Annotated in this window: 19 protein-coding genes; 9 read left to right on the forward strand and 10 right to left on the reverse strand. The window is 58.6% G+C overall.

All coding sequences use genetic code 11. The annotated features are described in order from the left end of the window. Nucleotides 1-4: 4 nt before the first annotated feature. The 3 genes from ACE3MN_RS19445 (at nucleotide 5) to ACE3MN_RS19455 (ending at nucleotide 2,907) form a co-directional block, all read left to right on the forward strand. Nucleotides 5-1,060 (forward strand): ABC transporter permease, encoded by a 1,056-nt coding sequence (locus tag ACE3MN_RS19445; protein ID WP_004100048.1) that lies wholly within the window; start codon nucleotides 5-7, stop codon nucleotides 1,058-1,060. Nucleotides 1,061-1,120: 60 nt separating this feature from the next. Further along, nucleotides 1,121-1,918 carry an SDR family oxidoreductase gene (locus ACE3MN_RS19450; protein ID WP_004132240.1) on the forward strand — a complete coding sequence of 266 codons (798 nt, stop codon included), beginning with the start codon at nucleotides 1,121-1,123 and terminating at the stop codon, nucleotides 1,916-1,918. A gap of 203 nt (nucleotides 1,919-2,121) precedes the next feature. Beyond that, the gene (locus ACE3MN_RS19455; RefSeq protein WP_004130297.1) at nucleotides 2,122-2,907 is read left to right on the forward strand and encodes an SDR family oxidoreductase; all 786 of its coding nucleotides are present in this window, start codon (nucleotides 2,122-2,124) and stop codon (nucleotides 2,905-2,907) included. Nucleotides 2,908-3,100: 193 nt separating this feature from the next. Here ACE3MN_RS19455 and ACE3MN_RS19460 read toward each other — a convergent pair whose 3' ends face one another. Together ACE3MN_RS19460 and ACE3MN_RS19465 are read right to left on the reverse strand one after the other, a co-directional pair. After that, nucleotides 3,101-3,253, reverse strand: coding sequence for a Hok/Gef family protein (locus ACE3MN_RS19460; protein ID WP_049089648.1), 153 nt, complete (start codon nucleotides 3,251-3,253; stop codon nucleotides 3,101-3,103). A gap of 222 nt (nucleotides 3,254-3,475) precedes the next feature. Beyond that, nucleotides 3,476-5,509, reverse strand: a complete 2,034-nt coding sequence (locus tag ACE3MN_RS19465) for a choline transporter (protein WP_049131322.1) — start codon at nucleotides 5,507-5,509, stop codon at nucleotides 3,476-3,478. 128 nt (nucleotides 5,510-5,637) lie between these two features. On the opposite strand from ACE3MN_RS19465, the gene betI reads away from it, so the two are divergent. The 3 genes from betI to betA are packed head-to-tail and all read left to right on the forward strand — an operon-like array spanning nucleotide 5,638 to nucleotide 9,393. After that, entirely contained in the window at nucleotides 5,638-6,231 is a 594-nt protein-coding gene (betI, locus tag ACE3MN_RS19470) for a transcriptional regulator BetI (protein ID WP_004132233.1), read from the forward strand. A 10-nt stretch (nucleotides 6,232-6,241) separates the two neighbouring features. Further along, the gene (betB, locus tag ACE3MN_RS19475; protein ID WP_004132232.1) at nucleotides 6,242-7,714 is read left to right on the forward strand and encodes a betaine-aldehyde dehydrogenase; all 1,473 of its coding nucleotides are present in this window, start codon (nucleotides 6,242-6,244) and stop codon (nucleotides 7,712-7,714) included. Nucleotides 7,715-7,728: 14 nt separating this feature from the next. Continuing rightward, on the forward strand, nucleotides 7,729-9,393 hold the full coding sequence (betA, locus tag ACE3MN_RS19480; protein ID WP_134878615.1) for a choline dehydrogenase: 1,665 nt from the start codon (nucleotides 7,729-7,731) through the stop codon (nucleotides 9,391-9,393). 49 nt (nucleotides 9,394-9,442) lie between these two features. Here the strand turns inward: betA and ACE3MN_RS19485 are convergent, their stop codons facing one another. After that, on the reverse strand, nucleotides 9,443-10,138 hold the full coding sequence (locus ACE3MN_RS19485; protein ID WP_286454296.1) for a GNAT family N-acetyltransferase: 696 nt from the start codon (nucleotides 10,136-10,138) through the stop codon (nucleotides 9,443-9,445). A 186-nt stretch (nucleotides 10,139-10,324) separates the two neighbouring features. Further along, complete coding sequence (locus tag ACE3MN_RS19490; RefSeq protein ID WP_064371454.1) at nucleotides 10,325-11,662, reverse strand: aspartate aminotransferase family protein; 1,338 nt, start codon at nucleotides 11,660-11,662, stop codon at nucleotides 10,325-10,327. A gap of 182 nt (nucleotides 11,663-11,844) precedes the next feature. On the opposite strand from ACE3MN_RS19490, the gene ACE3MN_RS19495 reads away from it, so the two are divergent. Continuing rightward, complete coding sequence (locus tag ACE3MN_RS19495; RefSeq protein WP_049087080.1) at nucleotides 11,845-12,609, forward strand: SDR family NAD(P)-dependent oxidoreductase; 765 nt, start codon at nucleotides 11,845-11,847, stop codon at nucleotides 12,607-12,609. 548 nt (nucleotides 12,610-13,157) lie between these two features. Further along, nucleotides 13,158-14,138: an IS110 family transposase gene (locus ACE3MN_RS19500; RefSeq protein WP_049130515.1), complete on the forward strand. Its 981-nt coding sequence runs from the start codon at nucleotides 13,158-13,160 to the stop codon at nucleotides 14,136-14,138. A 257-nt stretch (nucleotides 14,139-14,395) separates the two neighbouring features. Here ACE3MN_RS19500 and ACE3MN_RS19505 read toward each other — a convergent pair whose 3' ends face one another. From ACE3MN_RS19505 to ACE3MN_RS19520, 4 genes are read right to left on the reverse strand one after another with little or no spacing between them, the layout of a single operon-like run. Further along, nucleotides 14,396-15,157, reverse strand: a complete 762-nt coding sequence (locus ACE3MN_RS19505) for an amino acid ABC transporter ATP-binding protein (protein ID WP_024358860.1) — start codon at nucleotides 15,155-15,157, stop codon at nucleotides 14,396-14,398. Next, the gene (locus ACE3MN_RS19510; protein ID WP_004132434.1) at nucleotides 15,150-15,815 is read right to left on the reverse strand and encodes an amino acid ABC transporter permease; all 666 of its coding nucleotides are present in this window, start codon (nucleotides 15,813-15,815) and stop codon (nucleotides 15,150-15,152) included. Before ACE3MN_RS19510 ends, ACE3MN_RS19505 begins: the two co-directional genes overlap by 8 nt. Nucleotides 15,816-15,829: 14 nt before the next feature. Next, complete coding sequence (locus ACE3MN_RS19515; RefSeq protein ID WP_004132432.1) at nucleotides 15,830-16,471, reverse strand: amino acid ABC transporter permease; 642 nt, start codon at nucleotides 16,469-16,471, stop codon at nucleotides 15,830-15,832. Nucleotides 16,472-16,520: 49 nt separating this feature from the next. Next, complete coding sequence (locus ACE3MN_RS19520) at nucleotides 16,521-17,372, reverse strand: transporter substrate-binding domain-containing protein (RefSeq protein WP_004132430.1); 852 nt, start codon at nucleotides 17,370-17,372, stop codon at nucleotides 16,521-16,523. Between the two features lie 234 nt (nucleotides 17,373-17,606). On the opposite strand from ACE3MN_RS19520, the gene ACE3MN_RS19525 reads away from it, so the two are divergent. Then, on the forward strand, nucleotides 17,607-19,073 hold the full coding sequence (locus ACE3MN_RS19525; protein ID WP_024358861.1) for a PLP-dependent aminotransferase family protein: 1,467 nt from the start codon (nucleotides 17,607-17,609) through the stop codon (nucleotides 19,071-19,073). Nucleotides 19,074-19,097: 24 nt separating this feature from the next. On the opposite strand, the gene ACE3MN_RS19530 is transcribed toward ACE3MN_RS19525, so the two are convergent. Both ACE3MN_RS19530 and ACE3MN_RS19535 read right to left on the reverse strand, forming a co-directional pair. Continuing rightward, the gene (locus ACE3MN_RS19530; protein ID WP_024358862.1) at nucleotides 19,098-19,739 is read right to left on the reverse strand and encodes a LysE family translocator; all 642 of its coding nucleotides are present in this window, start codon (nucleotides 19,737-19,739) and stop codon (nucleotides 19,098-19,100) included. A 308-nt stretch (nucleotides 19,740-20,047) separates the two neighbouring features. Then, nucleotides 20,048-21,382, reverse strand: coding sequence for a PLP-dependent aminotransferase family protein (locus ACE3MN_RS19535; RefSeq protein WP_375364141.1), 1,335 nt, complete (start codon nucleotides 21,380-21,382; stop codon nucleotides 20,048-20,050). Nucleotides 21,383-21,453 lie beyond the last annotated feature (71 nt).

Raw genomic sequence — 21,453 nt, forward strand, 5'->3', positions numbered from 1 at the left:
CATCATGAACCAGAAATATATGATTTATATGTACCTGCTGAAGGCCAGAACGTTCATCGCTCTGCTGCTGGTTATCGCGTTCTTCAGCGTGATGGTACCGAATTTCCTGACCACATCTAACCTGCTGATTATGACCCAGCACGTGGCCATCACCGGCCTGCTGGCCATCGGCATGACGCTGGTTATCCTGACGGGCGGTATCGATCTTTCCGTTGGCGCCGTGGCCGGCATCTGCGGCATGGTGGCCGGGGCGCTATTAACTAACGGCCTGCCCTTGTGGAACGGCAGCGTCATCTTTTTTAACGTGCCGGAAGTGATTCTGTGCGTCGCGCTTTTCGGCGTGCTGGTCGGCTTTGTGAACGGCGCGGTGATCACCCGCTTCGGCGTCGCGCCCTTTATCTGCACCCTGGGCATGATGTATGTCGCCAGGGGTTCAGCGCTGCTGTTCAACGACGGCAGCACCTACCCGAACCTTAACGGCATGGAAGCGCTGGGTAATACCGGTTTCTCCACCCTGGGATCCGGGACGCTGATGGGCATTTATCTGCCAATCTGGCTGATGATCGGCTTCCTGCTGCTGGGCTACTGGCTGACCACCAAAACCCCGCTGGGCCGCTATATCTACGCCATCGGCGGTAACGAATCCGCCGCTCGTCTGGCCGGCGTGCCTATCGTTAAGGCAAAAATCTTCGTCTACGCCTTCTCCGGCCTGTGCTCGGCGTTCGTTGGCCTTATCGTCGCCTCCCAGCTGCAAACCGCGCACCCGATGACCGGCAATATGTTCGAAATGGACGCCATCGGCGCCACCGTGCTCGGCGGAACCGCGCTGGCGGGCGGTCGCGGCCGGGTGACCGGCTCAATCATCGGCGCGTTCGTCATCGTCTTCCTCGCCGACGGCATGGTGATGATGGGGGTCAGCGATTTCTGGCAGATGGTCATTAAGGGCGTGGTTATCGTCACCGCCGTCGTCGTCGACCAGTTCCAGCAAAAACTGCAGAACAAAGTCATCCTGATGCGTCGTCATGAGGAGAAGCTGGCTGCGGCAGGCGCCACCAGTTAATCACGTCTTTATTACCCCGCCGGACGCTCTGCCGTCCGGCCTCTATAAGGGATGAAAAATATGCAAAGAAATTTCACACATAAAACGGTGGTTATCACCGGAGCCTGCCGCGGAATTGGCGCCGGTATTGCCGAGCGCTTTGCTCGCGACGGCGCGAATCTGGTGATGGTCTCTAACGCCGAGCGCGTTCATGAAACCGCGGAAACCCTGCGCCAGCGCTACCAGGCCGATATCCTGTCGTTACAAGTTGATGTCACCGATGAAGCGCAGGTGCAGTCGCTGTACGAGCAGGCGGCGGCGCGTTTCGGCGCCATCGACGTCTCTATCCAGAACGCGGGCGTGATCACCATCGACTATTACGATCGCATGCCGAAAGCCGACTTTGAAAAAGTGCTGGCGGTTAACACTACCGGCGTCTGGCTGTGCTGCCGCGAGGCCGCCAAATATATGGTCAAACAGAACCACGGCAGCCTGATCAACACCTCTTCCGGCCAGGGCCGCCAGGGGTTTATCTACACCCCGCACTATGCCGCCAGCAAAATGGGCGTGATCGGCATCACCCAGAGCCTGGCCCACGAGCTGGCGCCGTGGAATATCACCGTCAACGCCTTCTGTCCGGGCATTATCGAAAGCGAAATGTGGGATTACAACGACCGCGTCTGGGGCGAAATCCTCAGCACCGAGCAGAAACGCTACGGTAAGGGCGAGCTGATGGCGGAGTGGGTCGAAGGCATTCCGATGAAGCGCGCCGGTAAACCGGAAGACGTTGCCGGGCTGGTGGCGTTTCTCGCCTCCGACGATGCGCGCTATCTCACCGGGCAGACCATCAATATCGACGGCGGCCTGATTATGTCGTAGTTGGGCTGTTTCCCCGGGTTGCGGCTGATGCCTTACCCGGGCTTCCGGTCGGCACAATTTTGTAGCCCGGATAAGGCGTTTACGCCGCAATCCGGGTAAACAACAGATCAGCACCGTCTGGTAGCCCGAACAGGCGCAACGCGCCGCCTCCGGGAACGCCAACACCGGGCATGCTAAAGAATATTTTTTAGAGAGTGATAACTATGATCGCAAAAGATTTCGCCCAACAGCTGTTTAATCTGCAGGATCGCGTGGCCTTTGTAACCGGCGCGGGCAGCGGCATCGGTCAAATGATTGCTTACGGCCTCGCCAGCGCGGGCGCCCGGGTCGTTTGCTTCGATCTCCGCGAAGACGGCGGCCTTGCCGAAACCGTCAAAAATATCGAAGCCATCGGCGGCGAGGCCTGTTTTTACACCGGCGATGTACGCCAGCTTAGCGACCTACGCGCTGGGGTGGCGTTGGCAAAAAGCCGCTTTGGCCGCCTTGATATCGCCGTCAACGCCGCCGGTATCGCCAACGCCAATCCGGCGCTGGAGATGGAAACCGAGCAGTGGCAGCGGGTAATCGATATTAACCTCACCGGCGTGTGGAACTCCTGTAAAGCGGAAGCCGAACTGATGCAGGAAACGGGCGGCGGTTCGATTATTAATATCGCCTCGATGTCCGGCATTATCGTTAACCGCGGCCTCGATCAGGCCCATTACAACTGCTCCAAGGCGGGCGTTATCCACCTGTCGAAAAGTCTGGCGATGGAGTGGATCGGCAAAGGGATTCGGGTCAACTCCATCAGCCCCGGCTATACCGCCACGCCGATGAACACCCGCCCTGAGATGGTTCATCAGACCCGCGAATTCGAAAGCCAGACGCCGATCCAGCGTATGGCGAAGGTTGAGGAGATGGCCGGCCCGGCGCTGTTCCTCGCCAGCGATGCCGCGTCGTTCTGTACCGGCGTTGACCTGGTGGTCGATGGTGGTTTTGTCTGCTGGTAGAACGGACCGAATGCCAGTATGGATGTCAATATACTGTCAGCGACCGGCGAAGCAGTATGCAGGGTGGCGGCGCGATTGTTTTAACCGGTCGTTGTTCTCTCGCCGTCCATCCTGCTCCCATAAGCAGAAAAAAGGTGCCTTAAGGTTCCTTACCCAGCCTGCGGATAAGCGGGGATAGCTCCCCGCATACCGGCTACTTCTTCGTTTCGTAAGCGAGAACGGCCTCAAACTCCATACTACGTTCTTTGATGCTCAGCTCGCACAGCGAGTCGCGCACCATTAACGTCACTCCCAGCGCTGTCAGACACAGCACGATGATTGCCACCAGGGCGTATTTTGTCAGCATCTCGTTGCCTCCATGCGAAGAAGAGGCTACTATCCAACGTGCTAGGGTTGGATCGTGAGCCTCAGGTTGATGGGAACATCTCCTGGGGCTTCGTCTTTCTGAATCCTCACCTAAGCCTGAACGCAGAAAGCCTCAGGCACCCGCCGCCATCATACGCTTCCCTGCGCAATCCACTGTATATTTAACCAGCTCAATCCCTTTTTCAGAAAACGTTTAGACGGCCTACATTCCGGGGAAGGTCACGCTGTTGCCCGGCGCTTCGCGATGCAGATGAATAAAGTTCAGATGGCGCTCGTACTGGTCAAGAATATCGGTGATCACCTGCTCTTTGCTGTAGTCCATCAGGTCGTTGCCCTGACTCCCCTCCAGCAGGAAGGTCTCCAGACGATAGTAGGTCGACTTCCCGCTGCGCGCCCGGTAGGTAAAACCGGGAATGGAGTACTGCTGCGGCCAGATCTGATAAACAAAGTTCTGCTCGTCGCCCATATGCACCAGCAGGTCGAGATGGCCCAGGCTGTCCCCCTCTTCCGGCGGCAGGCTTTTCAGCTCGACGTAAGCGCCGCGCAGCTTCAGCTCCTGCGCCACCTCTTCCATCGCCGGGAAGCACACCGTCTCCATCATCTGGCGGGTATAGCGCGTGCCGGGATAGTTCATCAGCCGCGACAGACGCTTCTTCCAGCTCAGGCGATCCTGCACGCCCATCGGTCGCGGGGCGGTGTCGCGGTTGGCGCTCTCGCGGCGATAATCTTCCACCTTCAACGACTTATACAACCCCGCCATCACGAAGAAGATCACAAAGCTAAACGGCAGCCCCATAATCACCGTCGCGTTCTGCAGAGCGGAAATGCCGTTAGTCATCAGCATCCCCAGGGTCAGCAGGCCGATGACCACCGACCAGAAGATGCGCAGCCAGTTTGGCGCATCGCTGTTGATATCCTTCAGCTTCGAAGTGAAGTTACCCAGCACCAGCGCCCCGGAATCCGCGGAGGTCACGTAGAACAGCAGGCCGGTAATGGTGGCGACCGAAGCGCTAAAGGTAAACGCCGGATACTGCGCCAGCAGGTTATAGAAGCCGCGCTCCGGGTGGGCGACCGCCTCGGCGGCGAAGGCCGCATTGCCGTGGATGATTTCATACAGCGCGCTATTGCCGAACACCGACAGCCACAGCAGGGTAAAGGTGAACGGGATAATCAGCGTTCCCACCACAAACTGACGAATGGTGCGTCCACGTGAAATACGCGCCAGGAACAGACCGACAAACGGCGACCACGCCACCCACCACGCCCAGAAGAACAGGGTCCAGTTGTTCATCCACTCTACCGGGCGATCGAAAGCGAAGCTGTTGAGGGTCATGCCCATAAAACGATTCACGTAGTCGCCAACGTTAAGCACCAGCGCGTTGAGCAGGAACTCGGTATCGCCCATAAACAGGATGAACAGGATTAGCCCAAGGGCCAGCACCACGTTAAGCTCGGAAAGAATACGGATGCCTTTATCCACCCCGGAGGTCACCGAGATGGTGGCGATTATCACCGACAGTACGATCAGCGCCGCTTTCGCCCCCAGCGAATCCGGAATATTGAACAGCACGCTGAGGCCGTAGTTAAGCTGTACCACGCCAATTCCGAGGGTAGTGGCGATACCGAAGATGGTGCCGATCACGGCGGCGATATCCACGCTGTGGCCAATCGGCCCATTAATCTTCTTGCCGAAGATCGGATAGAGCGCGGAGCGGATGGTCAGGGGTAAATTATAACGATAGCTAAAGTATCCCAGCGCCATCCCCATCAGGGCATACATCGACCATCCGGTCAGCCCGTAGTGAAACAGCGTCCACACCATCGCCTGGCGCGCCGCCTCCATGGTCTGCCCCGCCCCTTCCGGCGGCTGCATATACTGGGTCACCGGCTCGGCGACGGAGAAGAACATCAGGTCGATGCCGATACCGGCGGCGAACAGCATTGCCGCCCAGCTGAGCACGCTAAATTCCGGCTTCGAGTGCTCCGGCCCGAGCTTCACCGAACCGAAACGCGAGCAGGCGATGCACACCACAAACACGATATAGAGCGTCGCGGCCAGCAAATAGTACCAGCCGAAGGTGCGGGAAACCCAGTTCAGGGTGCGGCCAATCCAGGCCGCGGAAAAATCGCTGAAGAAGAGAGTCATCAGGGAAAACAACAAAATCAGTCCGGCGGAAGTGTAAAAAACCACCGGATTGATTTTGTCCTTTTCTCTGCTCGGCGAAAGGTCTGTCATCCATTCTCCTTACTGTTTTTGCAACTATTAGAACCAAAATCGGCAACAATTAAGACACATTTTATATTGAACGTCCAATCAAAAACCGCTTTAATAGATAAACAAAGCTGATGAATGGAGTCTGAGAAATGCCCAAACTGGGGATGCAACCGATACGGCAGCGGCAGCTGATTGACGCGACCCTGGCCGCCATCAATGAAGTGGGAATGCACGATGCCACCGTCGCGCAGATCGCCCGACGGGCTGGCGTATCGACCGGCATCATCAGCCACTATTTCAAGGATAAGAACGGGCTGCTGGAAGCGACGATGCGCGATATCACCGGCCAGCTGCGCCAGGCGGTGTTGAGCCGCCTGCACGCCCTGCCCGATGCCGGCCCGCGGGAACGCCTGCGCGCCATCGTGGCCGGCAACTTCGACGACAGCCAGATAAGCAGCGCGGCGATGAAGGCCTGGCTCGCCTTTTGGGCCAGCAGTATGCATCAGCCGATGCTCTATCGCCTGCAGCAGGTCAGCAGCCGACGACTGCTGTCGAATATCGTCTATGAATTCCAGCGCGCCCTGCCGCGCGAAGAGGCGCAGGAGGCCGGATACGGTCTCGCCGCGCTGATCGACGGGCTGTGGCTACGCGCGGCGCTGAGCGGTAAACCGCTGGATAAAGCCCGCGCAGAAACGCTCGCCGAGCACTTCATCAGCCAATATCTGCCACCGACTTCTCAATAATGGAGGACCCATGTCCCGAATGGCCGAACAGCAGCTTTACATCGACGGTGGTTATGTTTCCGCCACCAGCGGTAAAACCTTCGAGACGATTAACCCCGCTAACGGCGAAGTGCTGGCGACCGTCCAGGCCGCCGGCCGCGAAGACGTCGACCGGGCGGTAAAGAGCGCTCAAAAAGGGCAAAAAATCTGGGCGGCGATGAGCGCCATGGAACGTTCGCGCATTCTGCGTAAAGCGGTCGATATTCTGCGCGCTCGCAACGACGAACTGGCGCGTCTGGAAACTCTCGATACCGGCAAACCGCTGAGCGAAACCGCCGCCGTTGATATCGTCACCGGCGCAGATGTGCTGGAGTACTACGCGGGCCTGATCCCGGCGCTGGAAGGCAGCCAAATCCCGCTGCGCGACAGTTCATTCGTTTATACCCGCCGGGAACCGCTGGGGGTGGTCGCCGGGATCGGCGCCTGGAACTACCCGATCCAGATCGCCTTATGGAAATCGGCCCCGGCGCTGGCGGCCGGTAACGCGATGATCTTTAAACCGAGTGAAGTCACCCCGCTCACCGCCCTGAAGCTGGCGGAGATCTACCGCGAAGCGGGCCTGCCGGCGGGCGTATTTAATGTGCTACCGGGCACCGGTGCCGAAACCGGTCAGTATCTCACCGAGCATCCGGATATCGCCAAAATCTCCTTTACCGGCGGCGTCGCCAGCGGCAAAAAAGTGATGGCTAACGCCGCCGCTTCTTCACTGAAGGAAGTGACCATGGAGCTGGGCGGTAAATCACCGCTGATCGTCTGCGAAGACGCCAGCCTCGACCTCGCCGCCGACATCGCGATGATGGCTAACTTCTACAGTTCAGGCCAGGTCTGCACCAACGGCACCCGGGTATTCGTTCCGACGCGCCTGAAAGCGGCGTTTGAAGAGAAAATCCTCGCCCGCGTGGCGCGTATCCGCCCCGGCGATCTGTTCGCTGAAAGCACCAACTTCGGGCCGCTGGTGAGTTTTCCGCACCGCGATAACGTGCTGCGCTACATCGAGACCGGTAAGCAAGAAGGCGCGCGCCTGCTGTGCGGCGGCGAAGCGCTGAAAGGCGAAGGCTTCGACCGCGGCGCGTGGGTCGCCCCGACGGTGTTTACCGACTGCGATGACCAGATGACCATCGTTCGCGAAGAGATCTTCGGCCCGGTGATGTCCATTCTGAGCTACGACGATGAGGAAGAAGCGCTCCGCCGCGCCAACGCCACCGAATATGGCCTCGCCGCCGGCGTCGTTACGCCGGATTTAAACCGCGCCCATCGCCTGATTCATCGGCTGGAGGCCGGGATCTGCTGGATCAACACGTGGGGCGAGTCCCCGGCGGAGATGCCGGTCGGCGGCTACAAGCACTCCGGCATTGGCCGCGAAAACGGCGTGCAGACGCTGCACAGCTACACCCAGATAAAATCCATCCAGGTTGAGATGGGTCAGTTTCAATCCATATTTTAACCAGGAGGTCATTTTTGCAGTTTGACTACATTATTATTGGTGCCGGTTCCGCCGGCAACGTACTGGCTACACGACTGACGGAAGATCCCGATACCACCGTCCTGCTGCTGGAAGCGGGCGGCCCGGATTACCGTTTCGACTTCCGCACCCAGATGCCCGCCGCGCTGGCCTTTCCCCTACAGGGTCGGCGCTATAACTGGGCCTACGAGACCGAGCCTGAACCGCATATGAACCATCGCCGCATGGAGTGCGGACGCGGGAAGGGCCTCGGCGGATCCTCGTTAATCAACGGCATGTGCTATATCCGCGGCAACGCTATGGATCTTGATAACTGGGCCTCGGCGCCGGGGCTTGAGCACTGGAGCTACCTCGACTGCCTGCCCTACTACCGCAAAGCGGAAACCCGCGATATCGGCGCCAACGACTACCACGGCGGCGACGGCCCGGTCAGCGTCACCACGCCAAAGCAGGGCAATAATCCGCTGTTCCACGCGATGATTGAAGCCGGCGTACAGGCCGGCTACCCGCGCACCGACGATCTCAACGGCTACCAGCAGGAAGGGTTTGGCCCGATGGATCGTACCGTGACGCCGCAGGGACGCCGCGCCAGCACCGCGCGCGGCTATCTCGACCAGGCCCGCGCGCGTCCTAATTTGACTATTCGCACCCACGCGCTGACCGATCATATTATTTTTGCCAGCAAGCGCGCCGTCGGCGTCGAATGGCTGGAGGGCGACAGCACCGCGCCGTCAAAAGCCACCGCTAATAAAGAAGTGCTGCTCTGCGCGGGCGCTATCGCCTCGCCGCAGATCCTGCAGCGCTCCGGCGTCGGCAGCCCGGAACTGTTGCGCCAGTTCGATATTCCGCTGGTTCACGCCCTGCCCGGCGTCGGCGAGAACCTGCAGGATCATCTGGAGATGTACCTGCAGTACGAATGTAAAGAGCCGGTGTCGCTCTACCCGGCGCTGCAGTGGTGGAATCAGCCGAAAATCGGCGCCGAGTGGCTGTTCGGCGGGACCGGCATCGGCGCCAGCAACCAGTTTGAAGCGGGCGGATTTATCCGCAGCCGCGAGGCGTTTGCGTGGCCGAATATTCAGTACCACTTCCTGCCGGTGGCGATTAACTACAACGGTTCAAACGCGGTGAAAGAGCACGGATTCCAGTGCCACGTCGGTTCCATGCGCTCCCCGAGCCGCGGCCACGTGCGTCTGAAATCGCGCGACCCGCACCAGCATCCGGCGATCCTGTTCAACTATATGTCGCATGAACAGGACTGGCAGGAGTTCCGCGACGCCATTCGCATCACCCGTGAGATCATGAGCCAGCCGGCGCTGGATAACTATCGCGGCCGGGAGATCAGCCCGGGCATTGAGTGCCAGAGCGATGCCGAACTGGATGAGTTCGTACGCAACCATGCGGAAACCGCCTTCCACCCCTGCGGTACCTGCAAGATGGGCTACGACGAGATGGCGGTGGTGGATGGCGAAGGTCGGGTTCACGGGCTGGAAGGCCTGCGCGTGGTCGACGCCTCGATTATGCCGCAGATTATTACCGGCAACCTTAACGCGACCACGATTATGATTGGCGAAAAAATGGCCGATGCCATTCGCGGCCGCCAGCCGCTGCCGAAGAGCACCGCGGCGTACTATGTGGCGAACGGCGCGCCGGTTCGGCGGTAAGAGTAAGCCCCGCCCCTCTCCCTGCGGAGAGGGTTAGGGTAAGGGAAAACTAGCGAAAATCTTCCAGCCGCTTTATCTGCCGTCCATCAGCATCAAAATTCTCCGGCGCCAGCCACGCTCGCAGCGCCACGTCGCGCGCGGGCCATTCGCTATCGATAATCGACAGCATATCGCTATCGCGGGTGCGTCCTTTACGCACCATCCTCTGGCGAAGACGCCCTTCCCAGGTAAACCCCAGCCGGTCGGCGGCGCGGCGGGAGGCGAGATTCATTGAGTCGCATTTCCACTCCAGCCGACGATAGCCGTGAGCAAAACCATTTTGCAGCAGCAGCCAAACTGCCTCGGTCCCGAGCGGCGTATTTTTCATCGCCCGCGACCAGGTGACGTGCCCTATCTCCACCGTGCCCATCGCCCGCTCAATCGCCATATAGCTGACCAGCCCGACGGCCCGCTCGGCGTGGAGATCGATAACCGCATACGGCACCAGCCCATCGTCCATGACCTTGCCGGTAATCCAGTGCGCCGTTGACTCCACGCTCTGCGGACAGTTGCTGGCAAGCCACGTCCAGTCGCTGTCGTCGCCGAGGGTGTAGGCGGCAAACAGATCCGCCGCGTGCCGCTCGGTATCCAGCGGCTCCAGCCGGCAAAAGCGGCCATTTAACGCCGTGCGGCGCAGAAGCCCCGCGCCCTGCCACCCGGGCACGCGATCGTTGACCTGCTGACCAAACTCATTGATTTCCGGCACGCTTATCTCTCCCGTAGTGTTATCAGGTTGTTATATCAAGAAACCCGGATTGCAGGAAGATGCTGGCAGAATAAGCTATTGAGTTAAGATGGGATGAAAATCAGCCCCGTTCGCGCGAGGCTTAGCGGGGCTACGAGTAGGTGGCCCGGGTCAGGCGGTTACGCCGCGACCCGGGAAATCATCCCCTTACTTCGCCAGGCTCGCGAAGCGGGCGAATACCGCATCAAAAATCGCCAGCCCTTTTGCCACCTGTTCGGCGCTGATGGTGCACGGCGGCACCACGTGAATGCGATTTTCCACGACGAACGCCAGAAGGCCGGCTTCGGTCAACGCGCCTTTAATGGCCGCCATATCGGCAGCGCCCAGCGGCGTTTTATGTTCGCGGCTGCTAACCAGCTCCAGCGCCTGGAACAGACCGCGGCCGCGCACGTTGCCGATAATCGCGTGCTTCTCCGCCAGCGCTTCCAGCCCCGGACGCAGCACCTCGTTGCCGATGGTCGCCGCGTTCTCTACCACCTTCTCTTCTTTCATCGCGTCAATGGTGGCGACAATCGCCGCCATCGCCAGCGGATGGCCGGAATAGGTCAGGCCGCCGGCAAAGAAATGGTCATCAAAGTAGCGGGCGATCGGCTCGCTGATCAGCACGCCGCCGGCCGGGACGTAGCCGGCGTTAACCCCTTTGGCGAACGTCACCAGATCCGGCACCACGCCGTCCTGCTCGAAGGCAAACCAGCTCCCGGTGCGGCCAAAACCGGCCATCACTTCATCGAGGATCAATATAATACCGAACTCGTCAGCCAGCGCCCGCACGCCCTGCATATAGCCCTCCGGCGGCACCAGAATCCCGGCGGTCCCCGGGATCGACTCCAGCAGAATCGCGGCAATCGCGTTCGGGCCTTCACATTCGATCATCCGCCGCAGATGGGCCAGCGCGCGCTGGCACTCCTCTTCTTCCGTCGTGGCGTTAAATTCGCTGCGGTAGAGATAGGGGTTAAAGAAGTGAACGTGACCGCGCGAATACTCGTTCGGTACGCGCCGCCAGTCGCCGGTGGCGGCAATCGCGCTGCCGGTATTGCCGTGATAGGAACGATAGGCGGAGAGCACTTTATCGCGCCCGGTATAGAGCCGCGCCATACGGATGGCGTTCTCATTGGCGTCGGCGCCGGCGTTGGTGAAGAACACTTTGCTAAAGCCTTCCGGCGCCAGCTCGACAATCCGCTTCGCCGCTTCGCCGCGGGCGAGGTTGGCGGTGGCGGGAGCGATAGTCACCAGCGCTTCCAGCTGGGCCTTCATCGCCGCCAGTACGCGAGGGTGCTGATAGCCAATGTTGACGTTGACCAGTTGGCTGCTGAAATCGAGGTAAGTATTGCCTTCGTAATCCCACAGCTCGCAGCCTTTTGCCCCGGCGATCACCAGCGGATGTAAATTGCCCTGCATCGACCATGAATGAAACACATAAGCGCGATCCAGCTGCCGAACTTCATCATTGCTTATCGCTACCTCGTTCTGTAGTGCCAGCTTCATACCCTGCCCTCTCTCATGTCGTTGTTGTTGGCCTCATCATTGGCCGTTCAGGGAAGAAACGGATAGAGCCAGTCAGGCGAAAATGATGTGACACCGTGTCACATCGCCGCGCGCCGACTGGCCCTGTGCCCGCGCGCGCGGGGTTTCTATAGTGGGAACGACAACCTGCACAGGAGAATGAAATGGCAACGAGCAAAGTGGTGTTTATTACCGGGGCGACCTCGGGTTTTGGGGAAGCGGCGGCGCAGGTCTTCGCCGATGCGGGCTGGTCGCTGGTGCTGAGCGGACGCCGTTTTGAGCGGCTGAAGACGTTACAGGATAAGCTCGCCTCGCAGGTACCGGTGCATATTATCGAACTCGACGTGCGCGATAGCGATTCGGTCGCCGCGGCCGTGGCGGCCCTGCCCGCTGATTTCGCCGACATCACGACATTGATTAACAACGCCGGACTGGCGCTGTCGCCGCAGCCCGCGCAGAAAGTGGATCTGGACGACTGGAAAACGATGATCGACACCAACGTCACCGGGCTGGTCAACGTGACCCACGCGCTGCTGCCGACGCTGATTAACCACGGCGCGGGGGCGAGCATCATCAATATCGGCTCTATCGCCGGGCAGTGGCCCTATCCCGGCAGCCACGTCTACGGCGCCAGCAAGGCTTTCGTGAAGCAGTTTAGCTATAACCTGCGCTGCGATCTGCTCGGGACCGGGGTGCGCGTGACCGATCTCGCGCCGGGGATTGCCGAGACGGAATTTACCCTGGTGCGCACCAAAGGCGACCAGGCGGCGTCGGACAACCTGTATCGCGGCACCACGCCGCTGAGCGCGCGGGATATTGCCGAACAGATGTTTTACATCGCCACGCTGCCGGATCATATGAATATCAACCGGGTCGAGGTGATGCCGGTGCGCCAGGCCTGGCAGCCGTTCGCCATCGATCGGGATTAAGGTTTGGTAGACCGGAGACGCGCATCAGACATCGCGCTCGGGCCTGGTAGCCCGGACAGGCGCGATAAGCGCCGCCTCCGGGACGGTGTTGAGGGGTTCCGTTCACTATTATCCCGCAGAAAATGTCTCACCGTGGTACGTGAACGGGTAAAGGGGGAGAAAACCGTCTCCCCCTTTACAATCCCCGCGGTCCCGCAAAGAAATCGGTGCTGCGCACTGCGCTCACCTCCCGGACCTCAGGTTCGCCGATTTCAGCGGGGGCCAGGGCATCGCTGCATATCACGTTGTTTCAGAGACATATCCGCTGCTGCATGAAAATCTCCCGGAGGCGGCGCTTACGCGCCTGTCCGGGCTTGTATGATTAACCCGTCAGAAAGAACCGGCCAGTTCTCTCTGATGGCGGTCCGGATGCCGTGTCCGGGCTTAGGCTTTCGCGCCTGTTCCGTAGATCCTTTGCACCGGACCGCCGTTCTTTCTCATGTGATAAACCGGACAGTATCATGGACCGGCTTTCACCGGTAACCCGTATTCGCAAGGTTGGTTTCACTATGGAAAATGAACTCCACTTCATCGGTATTGATGTCGCCAAAGCTAAACTGGATGTCGATATTCTTCGCCCTGATGGCCGGCATCGTTGTAAAAAATTTGACAATACCCTCTCCGGGCACGAAGCGCTGGTCCGCTGGCTTCGCGGCCATGATGTGAACCGTGCCCATGTCTGCATGGAATCCACCAGCACCTACATGGAAGACGCGGCCGCGCATCTGAGTGATGCCGGGTATACCGTGTCCGTCATCAACCCCGCCCTCAGTAAAGCTTTCGCACAGAGTGAGGGGTTGCGCAGTAAAACCGACAAAGTGGACGCCCGTATGCTGGCTCACTTCTGCCGGGAAAAACGCCCGCCAGCCTGGGAGGCCCCCCATCCGACAGAGCGGGCACTGAAAGCCCTGGTGTTACGCCATCAGGCGCTGACAGAGATGCAGACACAGGAGAAAAACCGGCGGGAAACCGCGCCGGAAGTTCAGCTGACCAGCATTGATATCCTGCTGGGGTGTCTGAGCGCGGAGCTGGCGCGTATCGAAAAACAGATAAAAGACCTGACGGATAATGACCCGGATATGAAACAACGGCGGAAGCTGCTGAACAGTATCCCGGGCATCGGAGAGAAAACGGCGGCGGTTCTGCTGGCGTATACGGGCCTGAAGCTGAAGTTCGGTACAGGGCGGCAGTTCGCGGCGTATGCAGGACTGACGCCGGTGCAGCATGAGTCAGGCAGCAGCGTGATGCGGGCGAGCCGGATGAGCAAAGCGGGACCGGTTCATCTGCGCAAAGCGCTATACATGCCAGCGTTATCGGCGCTGTACCATACGGCGTGGGGAAAAGCGTTCAGGAAAAGGCTGGAAGGGAATGGTAAGCGTGCGAAAGTCATCATAGGGGCGATGATGCGAAAGCTGGCGCAGGTGGCGTACGGTGTACTGAAGTCAGGAAAGGCGTTCGATGCGTCACAGCATGAGCTGTTGATAGCGTAAGAAAGCGTGCCGGCTGAAACGACAGCGCGGGATGTCGCTGTCGTTGTTGTGCCTGTCATCCGGGAGCCGGAGAAGATGACAATGGTGAAAAGAGTTGCAGGCGTTCACAGTATCTACCCAATCTGCCACCCTCCAACACCGAGCCCGAAAATCCCGGGTCGCGGCGTAAATGCCATACCCGGATACTCCTTCGCAGACGGCTGGAAACCCGTAGCCCCGGTAAGCGCAGCGCCACCGGGGAGATTGGCCGCTGATGCTTACCGGCTGCTCTGCAAAAACTGCCTGACGCGCTCGGAATCCGGGTTGCTAAAAAACTTCTCCGGCGGCGCTTTCTCAATCAACAACCCTTTTTCGAGAAACACCACCTCATCCGAGACCTGGCGCGCAAAATCCATCTCATGAGTCACCACCACCATCGTGTAGCCCTCGGCGGCCAGCGCCTTCATCACGCCCAGCACCTCGTTGACCAGCTCGGGGTCCAGCGCCGAGGTCGGCTCATCAAACAGAATGACCTCCGGCGACATCGCCAGCGAACGGGCAATCGCCACCCGCTGCTTCTGTCCGCCAGAGAGCGTAATCGGATAAACGTCGGCTTTATGCGCCATCCCCACTTTCTCCAGCTGCTGCATGGCGATGGCTTTCGCTTCATCACGCTTCATCCCCTTCACGTGCAGCAGCGCTTCGCTGACGTTCTGCTGCACCGTCAGGTGCGGCCACAGGTTAAAGCTCTGGAACACCATGCCAACCCGCTCGCGGATTTTCGACAGCTGGCGGTGGGACATCGCCCGGCCATTATGCTCATCAATACCCAGCCGCTGGCCGCTGATGCGGATCTCGCCGCGATCCGGCTGTTCCAGCCAGTTCATGCAGCGCAGCAGCGTCGATTTACCCGACCCCGACGAGCCGAGAATGCTCACCACGGTCCCCTTCTCTACCGTCAGGTTGATATCACGAAGAACTTCAACGTTATCAAACTGTTTAGAGACGTTTTTGACGCTTACTGCAGTGGTATCAGACATGACTCATTCCTCTTCTGACTCCCCAGGCGCTCAGACGCTTAATCAGCAGCTCCAGCAGGATGCTGATCGCCCAGTAGAGCCCAATCGCGACGATAAAGGCGTTAAACGGGATAAAATAAGTGGCCTGCACGCTGTTAGCCGCAGCGGTTATCTCCTGGACGGTGATAATGCTGAGAAACGCGGTATCTTTCAGGCAGATAATCAGCTGGTTGCCCATCAGCGGTAGCGCTGAAGAGAGAATATTGGGCAGAATAATGCGGCGGAATATTTTGTAGCGCGAAAATCCCTGCGCCACCGCGGCCTCGATATAGCCACCGGAAAATACCCGACGCTGGCTGCGTAAAATCTCAAAAAAATAGGCGCCGTGGTAGATAACTAAGGCGATTAGGCCTGCGGTCCAGGGTTCCATACTAATACCAACTTGCGGTAGCCCGTAATAGAGCAAATAGGCAAGAATCAAAAAAGGAATCGCCCGCATTAAGCTAACAAAGGCAATAATAAGCCGGTTAAGGGTTTTCTTTTGATATTCGGTTAAATAGCACAGGACCACACCGATAATTAATCCGGCGATGGCCGCGGTAATAAAAAGCTCAAGGGTGGCGAGTAAACCGGCAATAAAGCTGTCGCGCACCGACCAGATAACGGCCCACTGATTCATAGCACCTCCTGTATTTATCGCGCCAGACGTTTCGCTTTACGCTCGGCCATCCCCTGCAGTTTCAGCAGCAGGCCAATAATCACCACGTACAGTAGACCCGCCGCCAGAATTGGCGAAAGAGGTTCATAGGTGACCGAGGAAATTCGGTTAGTGACGCGCGTCAAATCCACCACGCCAATCACCGCAATGGCCGGGCTACCCTTGATCAGGAACGACATCTCGTTAACCAGCGCGGGCAGGCTTTCAATCCACATCTGCGGCAGCATGATATAGCGGAAGTAGGCCCAGCGACGCATTCCTACCGACTCCGCCGCTTCCCGCTGTTCGCGGGGGAAGGTGCGAAAGGCGTTGCGCCAGATTTCGGCGTTAAAGGCCGAGGTATTGAGCGTCAGCGCCACAATCGCCGCGACGTTTTTATCGAGGTTGATCCCGACGGTCGGCAGAGAAAGAAACAGGAACAGCACCAGCGTGACCAGCGGCGTCGCGCGGGCAAGGCTGATATAGACCACCAGCAGCTGATCGATAACCGGGATACGCAACATGCGCACCAGGGCAATCAGCAGACCGATCGCCACGCCAAAAGCAATGGCGATGGCCGAAATCCAGAGGGTCGTCCATGCGCCTTCAATCAGTAACTGCCAGGAAATTGCATCCATGAAGCCCTCCTTCACCTAAACAGGCGGCGGTTTCCCGCCGCAGAACCCATTACAGACCGGCTAATTTATGGAACTGTTCCGGGCTGGTGATTGGCACGTTCGGAAGATCGTCATAGGTTTCGCCAAACCACTTTTTCTGTAGTTCCGCGAGCTTGCCGGTCTCCTTCATGTGGTTCATAAATTTGGTCATATAGGCCAGCAGCTGCGGCGAGTTTTTCGGGATCGGCCACGCCATATAGCCCGGGCCGGATACCGCCAGCCCCTTGGCGAACACCTTCGGTTTGGCCTTCGCCAGATCGTTGACTGAGATAACCACGTTAATCACGTAATCCAGCCGTTTGTTGGCAAGGTCGGCGTAGGCTTCAGGATAGGAGGGATACTCCACCACCGGCCCCAGCTTGCCGCCGGTTTTCTCCAGCATCGCTTTCAGTTCCGGCAGCCGCGCCAGCAGCGCGCTGCCCGCCTGGACGCCCACTTTTTTCCCGCTCAGTTCGGCAATGGTGTTCAGGGAGTTATCGCCCGCGCGTTTAACAAAATAGTGCTGCGCTGACGCCCACGGCGGCGTGAAATCAAAAACCTTGAGACGGTCGTCGGTAATCACCGCGCCGGTTAACGCCATATCGTATTGCCCGGTGGAAACCGCCGCCAATAATCCGGTCCACGGCAGAATGCTCTGGTCAACGTTGAATTTCGCGTATTTACGTAATTCATCGAGCATATCTTTGTTAAAGCCATCCGCCTGGCCGTTATTCATAAAGTTAAAAGGCGCGTAATCATCTTCGGTCGCGACTTTCAGGGTGCCGGATTTTTCTATTTCCGGAAGATCTGCGGCTGCTGCGTGATAAGAAAAGGCCATCGCCATGATGGCGCCCAGACAAATTGAACCTAATGATTTGTTCATTAATTCACCCCTAATTAATTCGCCAGACGTGTTCATTCCAGAACATGAAAAGGTTTTGCAAAATATGTGCCGACGGAAGTTCCGAACCGCGACTGATGAATGCGTTTTTACTGTAGGGAGCGTTTTTAATTTCCGGATAGAGCCAGATTCACCGCGCGGATGTGTCAGTCATTCTCAGGGTGGTATGGAATTTGCTCGAGTTTCTGTACTGAGCGTTTGAGTAAGGAGCCTGGCATGATCCGACACCTGTTACACGTTGATTTCGACCCGCGCCGCGGTTTGCAGGAGCAGGTGCGCGAGACGCTGATTAACGCCATTCTGGGCGGTATTTTTTCCGCCGACACGCCGCTTCCCTCCTGCCGCCAGCTGGCCAGCCAGCTGCGGGTATCGCGTAACACCACGGCGCTGGTTTTTGAGGGGCTGGTTAACGAAGGCTATCTGCTGAGCCGTCCGCGCAGCGGTTACTACCTGCACCCGGATTATCAGCATGCCAGCCGCGCCGCCGCGCCGGAAGCTGCACCCCAGGATGAGCGTTCTGCACCACGCTGGGGCACGCGGCTGCAAATCACGCCCAGCCAGCAGGAGTCGATTCTGAAACCGGCCGGCTGGATGAACTACCGCTATCCGTTTATCTACGGTCAGCCGGATACCCGCCAGTTTCCGCTGGCGACCTGGCGTTCGGCGGCAAACTGGCTGCACGGCGGCGTGCGCGACCCGGCGTGGGTGGTGGATCATATCGATCAGGACGTACCGATGCTGATTGAGCAGATCCGCACCCGGGTGCTGCCCAAGCGCGGCATTGTCGCCTCGCCGGACGAGATTCTGATTACCCTCGGTTCGCAAAACGCGCTTTACCTGCTGACGCGCCTGCTGATGTCATCCAGCACGCGCGTTGGCGTGGAGAATCCCTGTTTTCGCGAGGCCATTAACACCTTTCTGCTCGCCGATACCGATATCGTGCCGCATCCGGTGGATGAGCAGGGGATCGTCCTCAATGACGCCCCCTGCGATTACTACTATGTGACGCCCGGCCACCAGGTGCCGACCGGGGTAGCCATGAGCAAAGCGCGGCGCAGCCAGCTGCTGGAGCATGCCGCTCACCATGACGCGGTGATAATTGAGGACGATTACGACTCTGAAAGTAACTTTATGCTCAACCCGCTGCCGGCGCTGAAGGCCAGCGATCGCTGCGGTAGAGTGATCTACGTGAGCAGCCTGTCAAAAGCGCTATCGCCGGGCCTGCGGCTGGGCTTTATGGTCGCTGACCCGGATCTGATTGATGAAGCCCGGGCGCTGCGCCGTCTGGTGTACCGCCATCCGCCGACCAATATTCAGTATCAGATGGCCCATTTCCTCGCCCAGGGCCACTATGAAACCCACCTGCGGCGCTACCATTACGACTCGGCCCAGCGCTGGGACCGTCTCAACAACGCGCTGCAGCAGCATCTGCCGGAGTGCCAAATCATCCCCGGCAGCGAACACGCCAACGCGTTCTGGCTGGCCACGCCGGAGCAAATCAACACCCAGCAGCTGACCTGGCGCGCCGCCCACGCCGGGGTGCTGATTGAGCCCGGCGCGCGGCATTTCCTCAGCGACGCGCCGCCGGCTAACTTCTTCCGGATGGGGTTTCACGCCATTAATCCTGACGCTATCGAACAAGGCGTGGAGGTGCTGCGCGGCCAGCTGGCGCAGATGGGCTGAGCGCCGGGCCCCGCGTCCTCACGGTCATGATGACAAATAAGGGTGAACGGCGGAAACAATCAGACCGACGGCAAAACACATAAAGACGATGCCACCGGTTTTATTCAACTTAACAAAGGCATTCCCGGACGACATTTTCGTTTTTACGCTGTGTGCGAAAAGGCCGTAGAGTGAATGAATGACAACAACCAGAATACAGAAGGTTATCGACAGCACGCTGAACTGCGGAATAAAGGGCTGCTGGGGATGAATAAACTGGGGGAACAGCGCCATAAAAAACACAATGGGTTTGGGATTAAATAGCGACACCAGCAACCCCTGACGAAACCGGTAGCTGGCGGAAGGTATCACGTCCTCTGAAGACGAGAGAGGTTGATTCAGTACGCGGGGCACCGAGCGATAGAGTTTTATGCCCAGATAGATCAGATAGGCCGCCCCGACCCCCTTGACGATCAACAGCGTCAGCTGAGAAGTGGTAATCAGCACGCCAACGCTGCTGGCGGCAATAATCGAGATGACCCCCATTCCAACCGCCACGCCGATGATCCCCGCCATCGCATTACGCAGATTGTAATTCAGCGTGTTGGTCAGCGTCAGTAATACTCCGGGTCCGGGACTGGCAATGGTCAAACTGGCGATCAGAATATAAATGTAGAGCTGCTGCATTGAAAAAAGATCCTGTACAGAACAGGGCGCCACTCCGCCCCTGAAATGATTAACGACGTAGTATCTTCAGGACGTGCGTGCGCTCAGCGTCAAAAGCACAACCGTACATGATTTTTTGTACACTACAGTAACAATTTTAAATTGTCATTAAATTTAAAATTATCCATATAATTCATTAAAATAAATAATAATCGTTTATTTTAATATCATTACCCTGCTATTTATCCATTAAAAGATTACGGATAAGTAAACCTGTATAACGCAGCTAAAACGCCATCGTTATTATCCCGGCGACGATCGCCGATGGACTAGCGGTATTGTTCAAACTCCACGGCTTCGCGAACCTGGAGCAGCGCCGCACGCAGGCTATCCAAGGGGACTGAACCAAGGGCGATGCGGAGCGCCTGCGGCACGTTCGCGGCAGCGCAAAACGGTTCGGCGGTCGACACGGAAATATGGCGATCCATCAGCATTTTCACCAGCCGATCGGCCCGGCTCTCCTCGCCCAGAGGCAGCCAGAGGAAGTACGAACTCGGATGGCTCACAAAGGGAAGCGCGCCGAGCGTCTCACGCGCGAGCGACTGCCGCAGCCGCGCATCCCGTCGCTTCTGCGCCGCAAAACGCGCAACCGTCCCATCATCAATCCAGGCGCAGATCAGCGAGCTCATCAGCGAAGGGGTATTCCACGTCGTGGCCCGTATGGCGCGTACAATCTCAGACCGATAGCGGGACGGGCAGATAACCGCCCCCACGCGCAGCCCGGTGGCGACGTTTTTCGAAAAACCGGTGATATAAACCGTTCTTTCCGGCGCATAGCTGGCCAGCGGCGGCGGCGGATTGCGGACCAGCCAGGCGTATGCGGTATCTTCAATAATCAGCAGGTCATGCAGGCGCGCGAGGTCCGTCAGCGCCTGCCGCTGGCGAGAAGTGAGCACCCAGCCGAGCGGATTGTGCAGCGTCGGCATGGTATAAACCGCCCGTACCCGCCGCTGCCGGCACAGCTGGTGAAGCGCTTGCAGATCCGGCCCCTCCGCGCGACAGGGGATCGCCACCAGTTCCAGATGATAAAGCGCGGCCAGGGCCTTAAAGCCCGAGTAGGTCAGCGCATCAACCGCCACCACATCGCCGGGGCGCAGAAGGCCCATCACGGTCACCGCCAGCCCGTGCTGGGCGCCGCTGACGATCAGCACGTTTTCCGCGTCGGGCGCAAAGCGGCTACCGGTCAAATGGCGGGCGATAGTTTCGCGCTCGGAGAGCCGCCCGGCATGAGGCTGGTAGCGCAGATGAGATTCAATATCCCCCGCCATCGCCCGCCGCCTGAGCGCCTCGCGCAGCGCATCCCCCTGCGCCGGCAGCGAAGGATAGTTGAAGTTGAGATCGATAACATCGCCCGCCACCGACTGCTGATCGACGCCGTGCCCCGGCGGCAGCGAGATATCCCGCACAAAGGTGCCGCGCCCGGTTTCGCCGCTGACCAGCCCCATTGCTTCCAGTTCACGATAAACGCGGGTGGCCGTGGCCAGCGAGATGCGTTCATCGGCGGCAAGGGTACGATGGGTCGGCAGACGGGTTCCGGCCGGCATCTGTCCGCGATGAATCGCCTGCGCGTATCTGTCGACAATGGTTTTGTATCGGGCTTTCATCGGTGAATGTATCTATGACAATAATTTGATTGTATTAGATTAAGAACACTACCATCGCTTCAGACATTGCT

This window comes from Klebsiella grimontii (assembly GCF_042137965.1).
Classification (GTDB): Bacteria; Pseudomonadota; Gammaproteobacteria; order Enterobacterales; family Enterobacteriaceae; genus Klebsiella; species Klebsiella grimontii.

Bases quoted from the DNA above. Each gene is read 5' to 3' on its own strand.
- ACE3MN_RS19445 (WP_004100048.1), top strand. From the start codon at position 5: ATGAACCAGAAATATATGATTTATATGTACCTGCTGAAGGCCAGAACG.
- ACE3MN_RS19450 (WP_004132240.1), top strand. From the start codon at position 1,121: ATGCAAAGAAATTTCACACATAAAACGGTGGTTATCACCGGAGCCTGC.
- ACE3MN_RS19455 (WP_004130297.1), top strand. From the start codon at position 2,122: ATGATCGCAAAAGATTTCGCCCAACAGCTGTTTAATCTGCAGGATCGC.
- ACE3MN_RS19460 (WP_049089648.1), bottom strand. From the start codon at position 3,253: ATGCTGACAAAATACGCCCTGGTGGCAATCATCGTGCTGTGTCTGACA.
- ACE3MN_RS19465 (WP_049131322.1), bottom strand. From the start codon at position 5,509: ATGACAGACCTTTCGCCGAGCAGAGAAAAGGACAAAATCAATCCGGTG.
- betI (WP_004132233.1), top strand. From the start codon at position 5,638: ATGCCCAAACTGGGGATGCAACCGATACGGCAGCGGCAGCTGATTGAC.
- betB (WP_004132232.1), top strand. From the start codon at position 6,242: ATGTCCCGAATGGCCGAACAGCAGCTTTACATCGACGGTGGTTATGTT.
- ACE3MN_RS19490 (WP_064371454.1), bottom strand. From the start codon at position 11,662: ATGAAGCTGGCACTACAGAACGAGGTAGCGATAAGCAATGATGAAGTT.
- ACE3MN_RS19495 (WP_049087080.1), top strand. From the start codon at position 11,845: ATGGCAACGAGCAAAGTGGTGTTTATTACCGGGGCGACCTCGGGTTTT.
- ACE3MN_RS19500 (WP_049130515.1), top strand. From the start codon at position 13,158: ATGGAAAATGAACTCCACTTCATCGGTATTGATGTCGCCAAAGCTAAA.
- ACE3MN_RS19505 (WP_024358860.1), bottom strand. From the start codon at position 15,157: ATGTCTGATACCACTGCAGTAAGCGTCAAAAACGTCTCTAAACAGTTT.
- ACE3MN_RS19510 (WP_004132434.1), bottom strand. From the start codon at position 15,815: ATGAATCAGTGGGCCGTTATCTGGTCGGTGCGCGACAGCTTTATTGCC.
- ACE3MN_RS19515 (WP_004132432.1), bottom strand. From the start codon at position 16,471: ATGGATGCAATTTCCTGGCAGTTACTGATTGAAGGCGCATGGACGACC.
- ACE3MN_RS19520 (WP_004132430.1), bottom strand. From the start codon at position 17,372: ATGAACAAATCATTAGGTTCAATTTGTCTGGGCGCCATCATGGCGATG.
- ACE3MN_RS19525 (WP_024358861.1), top strand. From the start codon at position 17,607: ATGATCCGACACCTGTTACACGTTGATTTCGACCCGCGCCGCGGTTTG.
- ACE3MN_RS19530 (WP_024358862.1), bottom strand. From the start codon at position 19,739: ATGCAGCAGCTCTACATTTATATTCTGATCGCCAGTTTGACCATTGCC.
- ACE3MN_RS19535 (WP_375364141.1), bottom strand. From the start codon at position 21,382: ATGAAAGCCCGATACAAAACCATTGTCGACAGATACGCGCAGGCGATT.